Genomic DNA, 7,706 nt, shown 5'->3' on the forward strand with positions numbered 1-7,706 from the left:
TTTCGTCGAAAAATCTTGGCCTGTGATCAGCCGAGCTTTTCGGTCAGTTCCGGCACCGCCTGGAACAGGTCGGCGACCAAGCCAAAGTCTGCAACCTGGAAAATAGGTGCTTCTTCGTCTTTGTTGATCGCCACGATGACCTTGGAGTCTTTCATGCCAGCCAGGTGCTGGATCGCGCCCGAGATGCCTACGGCGACGTACAGATCGGGTGCAACCACCTTACCGGTCTGGCCCACCTGCCAGTCGTTGGGGGCATAGCCCGAGTCAACGGCCGCGCGTGACGCGCCAACTGCTGCGCCCAGCTTGTCTGCCAGACCTTCAATCAGTTTGAAGTCGTCTTCCGAACCAACACCACGGCCGCCCGAGACAACAACGCCAGCCGAGGTCAGCTCGGGGCGGTCGCTTTCGGCAACCTTGTCTTCGACCCAGGACGACAGACCAGCGCTTTCGCCAACCGAAATCGTCTCAACGGCAGCCGACCCGCCTTCGCCCGCTGCGTCAAAGGACGCGGTGCGGAAGGTGACGACTTTCTTGGCGTCGTTGGATTTCACGGTCTGGATCGCGTTACCCGCATAGATCGGGCGCTCGAAGGTCGAACCGTCAACCACACCGGATGCATCCGAAATCACCATTGCGTCCAGCAGCGCGGCAACGCGCGGCATAACGTTCTTGGCGTCGGTGGTGGCGGGGGCAACGATGTGCTCATACCCATCGGCCAGGCCTACGATCAGGGCTGCGGTCGATTCCGCCAGGCGATGGCCCAGCGACGCGTCTTCGGCAACCAGAACCTTGGACACACCGTCGATCTTGGCAGCGGCTTCACCAGCAGCAGCGGCGGAACCACCTGCGGCCAGAACGGTGATGTCACCCAGCGCTTTTGCGGCGTTGACGGCTTTGGCGGTGGCGTCCAGCGACAGCTCACCATTGTTGACTTCGGCGAGAAGAAGAACAGCCATTACACAGCCCCCGCTTCTTTGAGTTTCGCAACCAGCTCGTCGACCGAGCCCACGACGATACCAGCGGCACGTGCCGGCGGCTCTTCGGTTTTGACGATTTCCAGACGGGGCGAGACATCGACGCCGTAATCGGCGGCGGTTTTCTCATCCAGCGGCTTTTTCTTCGCCTTCATGATGTTGGGCAGCGATGCATAACGCGGCTCGTTCAGGCGCAGGTCAACGGTCACGATGGTCGGCATCTTGACGCTGATGGTTTGCAGACCGCCGTCAACCTCGCGGGTGATCTTGGCGCTGTCGCCTTCGATATCCACCTCAGAGGCGAACGTACCTTGCGACCAGCCCAGCAGCGCTGACAGCATCTGACCCGTGGCGTTCATGTCGTTGTCGATGGACTGCTTGCCGCACAGAACCATACCGGGCTGCTCTTCCTCGACCACTTTGGCGAGGATTTTGGCAACTGCCAGAGGCTCGATGTCCTGATGGACGTCATCGGCCGCAACAACCAGAATGGCGCGGTCGGCGCCCATGGCCAGCGCGGTCCGCAGGGTTTCCTGCGCATGCTTGACGCCGATGGAAACTGCGACGACTTCGTCGGCCTTACCGGCTTCTTTCAGGCGGATGGCCTCTTCGACGGCAATTTCGTCGAATGGGTTCATCGACATTTTGACATTGGCGAGATCGACACCGCTACCGTCCGCTTTGACGCGGACCTTCACATTATAGTCAATCACGCGTTTGACAGGCACGAGTACCTTCATTTTGCGCTTTCTCCTCAAGATAACGGTAAGCCGCTAAGCGACTCCACCAATGTTCATGGACGACTGCATAGCGTCTCAAATCGCGCCGCAACAGGGCAAAATCGTCACGTCACGGGCTGGGGACGTCGCGTTTCAAGATTTTTGACGCAACGGAGCGCAATAATATTGCCCACCCGCAAGGTGTTAGCGGTTCGCTCCGGGAATCCACAGAACGTCAGCCTTGCCGTTGTCATTGGCGCAACGGGCGGCAACAAAAAACCAGTCGCTTAGGCGGTTGAGGTATTTCACCGCGACCTCGTTTACCGGTTCCATGTTCGTCAGTTCAACGGCCAACCGTTCGGCCCTGCGCGAGACTGTGCGGCACACATGCAGATGCGCGGCCAGACGCGAACCGCCGGGCAGGATGAAACTGCGCAAGGGTTCCAACGTCTCGTTCATCGCGTCGATTTCGGCCTCCAGCCGGTCAATCTGCGCTGACACGATGCGCAATGGGGGGAAGTCGGCTTCGGCGTCCTTGTCCATGTCGGGGCGACAGAAATCCGCGCCGAGATCGAACAGATCGTTTTGGATACGCGACAGGGCGGATTCGACTTCGCCTTCAGCCTCGGTCCGCGCGACGCCGACAAATGAATTCAACTCGTCGACGGTACCATATGCCGCGACGCGGCCCGAGTATTTGGCGACCCGCTCGCCGTTGCCCAATGCGGTTTTACCGTCATCGCCGGTACGCGTGTAGATTTTGTTGAGCACGACCATTTACTGACCTCCCTGTCCGCGCAGCCAGACGTAAATCACGATCAGTACGACGGCAATGAACTGAAACAGGATGCGCAATTGCATCATTTTGTTGCTTTTCATCGCGGCGCTTTTACCGCTTTTGCCAAAGTTGCTGATACCAATCGCCAGCACGACGACCACAGCCGCCATGGCCAAAAGCAAAATGACCATCAAGAGGTCCATCAATACACCGTCCGCGTTTGCCGTTTCTTTGCGCTATCATCTAGCCTTCTGTGTCTGAAAAGCGAACGGGTAATTTCGTCTCAGATATCCGAAAGGATGCGATCGATGACGCGGGTCGGCAGGATGCGGCGCAAAAATCCCGCGATGTAGGTTGGCGTCGTGACATAATAGCGGGGGCGGGGGCGTTTGGCCTCCAACGCATGTGCAAGCTTGTCGGTTACTGCTGAGGCTGGCAACTCGAACCGATCGGGCCCCGAGGATTCATACAGTCTTTTCAACAGGGTTGCCTCGTACCGCTCGCGCAGCGCCGAATCCTTCCAGTTGATGAACCGCTCGAACGCCGGGATCGCGTTCTCGCGAATTTTCGATGTGATTGGGCCGGGTTCGATCAGGATGACCTTGATTTGTGTGTCGGCCAGTTCCAGGCGCAAGGTATCGGTCAGCCCTTCGATCGCATATTTCGTGGCCACATACGCCCCGCGCCAGGGAAAGGCCACCAGACCCAGCACCGACGAGTTCTGTACGATGCGACCGTGGCCTTGCGCGCGCATCACGGGGATCACCTGCCGGGTCAGTTCGTGCCAGCCAAAGAAATTGGATTCAAAGATATGTCGCAACCCCTCGGTCGGCATGTCTTCAACCGCGCCAGGCAAACCGTGGGCACCGTTGTTGAACAGCGCGTCAAGGGTGCCTCCGGTGGCGTTCAGAACTTCGGTCAGACCGGATGTAATACTGTCGGCATCGGTGTAATCGATCAGCGGGCTGTCGAATCCTTGCGCGCGAAGGCGGTCACAGTCGCGTTGTTGTCGGCACGAGGCAAACACACGCCAACCACGCGCGCGCATACCGTGTGCCGCGTCCAGGCCGATCCCCGAGGAACAGCCGGTGATAAGGATGGTTTTTTGCATGATGATCCCGGACCTGACGTTGCGCCGACGTTATGGCGCGTATCAGGTCAGGACAATGACGGCCTTGCGTCAGTTTGATGTTTTTCGAACAAGCGAGGCCGAAACCCATCCCACCTGTTGCGCGGGCAACACGCGCAGGCGTAGCCATCCGGTGCCCGAGTCGCCGAGCACTTCGACTTTTTGCCCGATGCTGGTCTTGGCAATGATCGGGTAGATGGTCCCCGGACCATCGCGCATATTCACACGCGTACCAGAGATTTCACGGATATCCTTTTTGGGCTCTGGGCTTTGCGGAGCGACGGCCGAATTATCTTCTTCGGCAGGTGCTGTCTGACGCAGTCCGTTCAGACCATCCTCGAGCGATGCAAGCGTGATATTGCTGCTTGGGTCCGCGAAACTTGGAAAATCTGCAAGCGTTGGAGACTTGCCTTCGTCGAACGCGGCGATTTCGGCCGCGACCGGTGCAGTCGAAACTTCGACGGCAGGCGCAGGCCTACGCAAGGCGACGTGGGTTACAAGCTCTTCGGCTTTGACAGGCGCAGCCAGCGTTCGGCTTTGAGCAGCGGCCACATGTCGAGGTTGATCCGACCGCAGGCCGCGCGGTTCAAAATCGGGCCCGCCGCTCATGACATAAAAGCACCATCCCAGTGCGGCGAAGGTCAAAACAATAAGGCGCGTCATGGCGCATCCCTCAGGCAATCGTAAGAAACAAAAAAGGCAGCGGTTCAATTCGGAAAGACTAGCATATTTCGGGGTCCGAGTCGAAAAACGGGGGAAATCCGGGACTTGCCTCCCCCTGTTGCAAAAAGCGCCACTTGTCCCCAGTAAAATGCGCGCTGATTGCTTTACCAGCGGCGTCTTGCGGCGTATCACATCATATATGAACGATACGATTGATGACCCCAACATGGAGGCCCCTGATGGTGGGGGCGAGGTAGCTGAACCGCTGCGCCGCGCAATTGGTGAGCGCTATCTGACCTATGCGCTGTCCACCATCATGCACCGGGCGCTGCCGGACGCGCGGGATGGTCTGAAGCCGGTTCACCGGCGAATCCTGTACGCGATGCGCGAGCTGCGACTCAGTGCAACCGGAGGGTTCCGGAAGTCGGCGAAGATTTCCGGCGATGTGATGGGCAACTACCACCCGCATGGTGACGCCGCGATTTACGACGCGATGGCGCGTCTGGCGCAGGATTTCAACGTGCGCTACCCGCTGGTCGACGGGCAAGGGAATTTCGGCAATATCGACGGTGATAACCCGGCGGCCTCGCGATACACCGAGGCGCGGATGACCATCGTGGCAGAGGCGCTGCTTGAGGGTCTGAACGAAGACGCGGTCGATTTCCGTGACAACTACGATGGCACACTGACCGAGCCGGTCGTGCTGCCCGCGCAATTCCCGAACCTGCTGGCCAATGGGGCCAGTGGTATCGCTGTGGGGATGGCGACGAATATCCCTCCGCACAACATCTCGGAACTGTGCGACGCCTGTCTGCATCTGATCAAAACGCCCGACGCGCGTGACGACACGCTATTGAATTACGTGCCCGGCCCGGATTTCCCGACCGGCGGCGTGATCGTAGAGCCGCCCGAGAATATCGCACAGGCCTATCGCACCGGGCGCGGATCGTTCCGCCTGCGTTGCAAGTTCGAAGTCGAGGATCTGGGCCGGGGTCAGTGGCAGATCGTTGTCACCGAGATCCCCTATCAGGTTCAGAAATCCAGACTGATCGAAAAGATCGCCGAGCTGATCCAGACCAAGAAAATCCCGATCCTTGCCGATGTCCGCGACGAATCCGCCGATGACATTCGCCTGATCCTTGAACCGCGCTCCAAGAACGTGGACCCCGAGGTGCTGATGGGGATGCTTTATCGCAACTCGGACTTAGAGGTGCGGTTCAGCCTGAACATGAACGTGCTGATCGACGGCGTGACGCCCAAGGTCTGCTCGATGAAGGAGGTGCTGCGCGCCTTCCTGGATCACCGGCAAGAGGTGCTGCTGCGCCGGTCTCGTCACCGCATGGCTAAGATCGACCATAGGTTGGAAGTGTTGGAAGGCTTTATCGTTGCCTTCCTCAACCTCGACCGTGTGATCGACATCATCCGATATGACGACGACCCCAAAGCCGCGCTGATGCGCGAGGACTGGGGCATCGACCACGTCCGCGCCACAGACGAATCCGACTACATCACACCCAAACCGGGTGAGGGCGAACTGTCCGAAGTTCAGGTCGATGCCATCCTCAACATGCGCCTGCGCTCCTTACGCCGTCTGGAAGAGATGGAACTTGTCCGCGAACGGGATGCGCTGATGGAAGAACGCGCCAACCTCGAAGACTTGCTGGCCGATCCTGCTCTGCAATGGGCCAAGATCGCCGAGCAGTTGAAAGAGACCAAGAAGACCTTTGGCAAGGATTACGAAGGCGGTGCGCGTCGCACGCAATTCGCTGACGCCGGACAGGTCGAAGAGGTGCCGCTTGAGGCGATGATCGACCGCGAGCCGATCACGGTCGTCTGTTCCCAGATGGGCTGGATTCGCGCCATGACAGGTCACATTGATCTAAAGCGAGAATTGAAGTTCAAGGACGGCGACGGGCCGCGGTTCATTTTCCACGCGGAAACCACTGACAGGCTGCTGGTGTTCGCCTCGAATGGCCGCTTCTACACGGTCAGCGCTGCGAACTTGCCCGGCGGGCGGGGTATGGGCGAACCGCTGCGCCTGATGGTCGATCTGCCGAACGAGGCGCAGATCATCGACATCATGATCCACAAACCGGGGCGCAAGCTGCTGGTAGCGTCGGATGCTGGCAACGGGTTCATGGTGCCCGAGGATGAGGTGCTGGCGCAGACCCGCAACGGCAAACAGGTGCTGAACGTCAAAGGGGGCGAGACGGCGGTGATCTGCAAACCGGTCGCAGGCGACCACGTCGCCGTGGTGTCGCAGAATGGTAAGTTCCTTGTCTTCCCGACCGACGAGTTACCTGAGATGACGCGCGGCAAAGGAGTACGCCTGCAGAAATACAATATGGCACGCGGGCGTCAGGGGACGCTGGAACTGGATGGCGGTTTGTCCGACATCACCACCTTCAACTGGGAAGAGGGTTTGAAATGGTCCATGGGTGGCGACAAAACCCGACATGAGGCCGACATGTCTCAGTGGTTGTCCAAGCGCGCCAGCGTTGGAAAAAAGCCACCCTATGGTTTCCCGCGCAGCTATAAATTCTCGTGATCGCGCGCCTTCACGGGGGGAAATCCGCTGATACGGCTTGGCACAACCCGTATCGGTGCGCTAGATCAGACAAAAACAGGCCTATCGAGACGAACATATGTTGCGCATCCTGACCTTGATCACCGGACTCGCCCTGATGGGCGCGTGCACTCAAACCCAGCTATACGAAGAGCCCGAGTCATTGGGTGAGTTCAAGTTGAGGGTCAACTACGCCTTCGCAGACAAGGCTGTGCAAGGTCCGGTATCCCGCGATGCCACGCCCGACGAGTGGACGGCAGCCATCCAGAATGCGGTTGATATCCGTCTCGGTCGCTATGAAGGTTTGCAGGATTATGACATCGGTATCAGTCTTGAAGGCTACATGCTGGCCCCTCCGGGCATTCCGGTCATCTACAATCCTAAAAGCACGGCGATCGTGTTGGTCAATGTCTACGACGTGAACAAGAAAGAGTTCCTGGCCAAGGGGAAACAGTTTCAGGTTCTCGAAGATACGACCGGCGAAAGTGCCTTGACCGGATCAGGCAACACGCGCACAAGAGAAGAGCAGATGAGCGGTCTGGCTCTTAAGGTCGCGGACCGAGTCGAAGAATGGCTGGCCGAGGAACATGAGGAGAACGGCTGGTTCGACCGACGTCCTGATCTGATCCAGCCGCTGAATTCTGGCGAGGTCACGCAGAATCCGGCGTCTTGATCCGCTTTTCCCGCAGGATGTGCTTGATTTTCCCCTGCGAACCAAATATCTCGCGCGCGCAGATGTAACCACGGGACCAAGGGTCCCCCAAATCGCAAAAGGGCGCCTGAGGAATGGCAAAGGAAAAGTTTGAGCGTACAAAACCGCACGTCAACATCGGCACGATTGGCCACGTTGACCACGGCAAGACGACGCTGACCGCAG

The 7,706-nt window shown here is 58.7% G+C and carries 9 protein-coding genes; 3 read left to right on the forward strand and 6 right to left on the reverse strand.

The genetic code is table 11. The annotated features are described in order from the left end of the window. Window positions 1–26 precede the first annotated feature (26 nt). The 6 genes from ACR0CR_RS18900 to ACR0CR_RS18925 all read right to left on the reverse strand — a co-directional run bounded on the left by ACR0CR_RS18900 (window position 27) and on the right by ACR0CR_RS18925 (window position 4,263). Window positions 27–956, reverse strand: a complete 930-nt coding sequence (locus ACR0CR_RS18900; RefSeq protein ID WP_480602181.1) for an electron transfer flavoprotein subunit alpha/FixB family protein — start codon at window positions 954–956, stop codon at window positions 27–29. Continuing rightward, on the reverse strand, window positions 956–1,714 hold the full coding sequence (locus ACR0CR_RS18905) for an electron transfer flavoprotein subunit beta/FixA family protein (RefSeq protein WP_480602184.1): 759 nt from the start codon (window positions 1,712–1,714) through the stop codon (window positions 956–958). The genes ACR0CR_RS18900 and ACR0CR_RS18905 overlap by 1 nt, the downstream gene beginning before the upstream one ends. 183 nt (window positions 1,715–1,897) lie before the next feature. Beyond that, window positions 1,898–2,470, reverse strand: coding sequence for a cob(I)yrinic acid a,c-diamide adenosyltransferase (locus ACR0CR_RS18910; protein WP_480602187.1), 573 nt, complete (start codon window positions 2,468–2,470; stop codon window positions 1,898–1,900). Beyond that, entirely contained in the window at window positions 2,471–2,674 is a 204-nt protein-coding gene (locus ACR0CR_RS18915) for a twin transmembrane helix small protein (RefSeq protein WP_170657759.1), read from the reverse strand. 80 nt (window positions 2,675–2,754) lie between these two features. After that, complete coding sequence (locus tag ACR0CR_RS18920) at window positions 2,755–3,582, reverse strand: SDR family NAD(P)-dependent oxidoreductase (protein WP_480602189.1); 828 nt, start codon at window positions 3,580–3,582, stop codon at window positions 2,755–2,757. Between the two features lie 69 nt (window positions 3,583–3,651). Beyond that, complete coding sequence (locus ACR0CR_RS18925; protein ID WP_480602191.1) at window positions 3,652–4,263, reverse strand: SH3 domain-containing protein; 612 nt, start codon at window positions 4,261–4,263, stop codon at window positions 3,652–3,654. A 199-nt stretch (window positions 4,264–4,462) separates the two neighbouring features. Between ACR0CR_RS18925 and parC the strand changes: the two genes are divergently transcribed. From parC to ACR0CR_RS18940, 3 genes are all read left to right on the forward strand, one after another. Then, window positions 4,463–6,811 carry a DNA topoisomerase IV subunit A gene (gene parC, locus ACR0CR_RS18930; RefSeq protein ID WP_480602193.1) on the forward strand — a complete coding sequence of 783 codons (2,349 nt, stop codon included), beginning with the start codon at window positions 4,463–4,465 and terminating at the stop codon, window positions 6,809–6,811. Between the two features lie 97 nt (window positions 6,812–6,908). Next, window positions 6,909–7,502, forward strand: coding sequence for a hypothetical protein (locus ACR0CR_RS18935; protein ID WP_480602195.1), 594 nt, complete (start codon window positions 6,909–6,911; stop codon window positions 7,500–7,502). 113 nt (window positions 7,503–7,615) lie between these two features. Continuing rightward, the coding region (locus ACR0CR_RS18940) for a GTP-binding protein (RefSeq protein ID WP_215675807.1) at window positions 7,616–7,706 on the forward strand (91 nt) is incomplete at its 3' end.

The organism is Ruegeria sp. AM2 (genome assembly GCF_056540685.1).

Bases quoted from the DNA above. Each gene is read 5' to 3' on its own strand.
- ACR0CR_RS18905 (WP_480602184.1), bottom strand. From the start codon at position 1,714: ATGAAGGTACTCGTGCCTGTCAAACGCGTGATTGACTATAATGTGAAG.
- ACR0CR_RS18900 (WP_480602181.1), bottom strand. From the start codon at position 956: ATGGCTGTTCTTCTTCTCGCCGAAGTCAACAATGGTGAGCTGTCGCTG.
- ACR0CR_RS18925 (WP_480602191.1), bottom strand. From the start codon at position 4,263: ATGACGCGCCTTATTGTTTTGACCTTCGCCGCACTGGGATGGTGCTTT.
- ACR0CR_RS18915 (WP_170657759.1), bottom strand. From the start codon at position 2,674: ATGGACCTCTTGATGGTCATTTTGCTTTTGGCCATGGCGGCTGTGGTC.
- ACR0CR_RS18910 (WP_480602187.1), bottom strand. From the start codon at position 2,470: ATGGTCGTGCTCAACAAAATCTACACGCGTACCGGCGATGACGGTAAA.
- ACR0CR_RS18920 (WP_480602189.1), bottom strand. From the start codon at position 3,582: ATGCAAAAAACCATCCTTATCACCGGCTGTTCCTCGGGGATCGGCCTG.
- ACR0CR_RS18935 (WP_480602195.1), top strand. From the start codon at position 6,909: ATGTTGCGCATCCTGACCTTGATCACCGGACTCGCCCTGATGGGCGCG.
- parC (WP_480602193.1), top strand. From the start codon at position 4,463: ATGAACGATACGATTGATGACCCCAACATGGAGGCCCCTGATGGTGGG.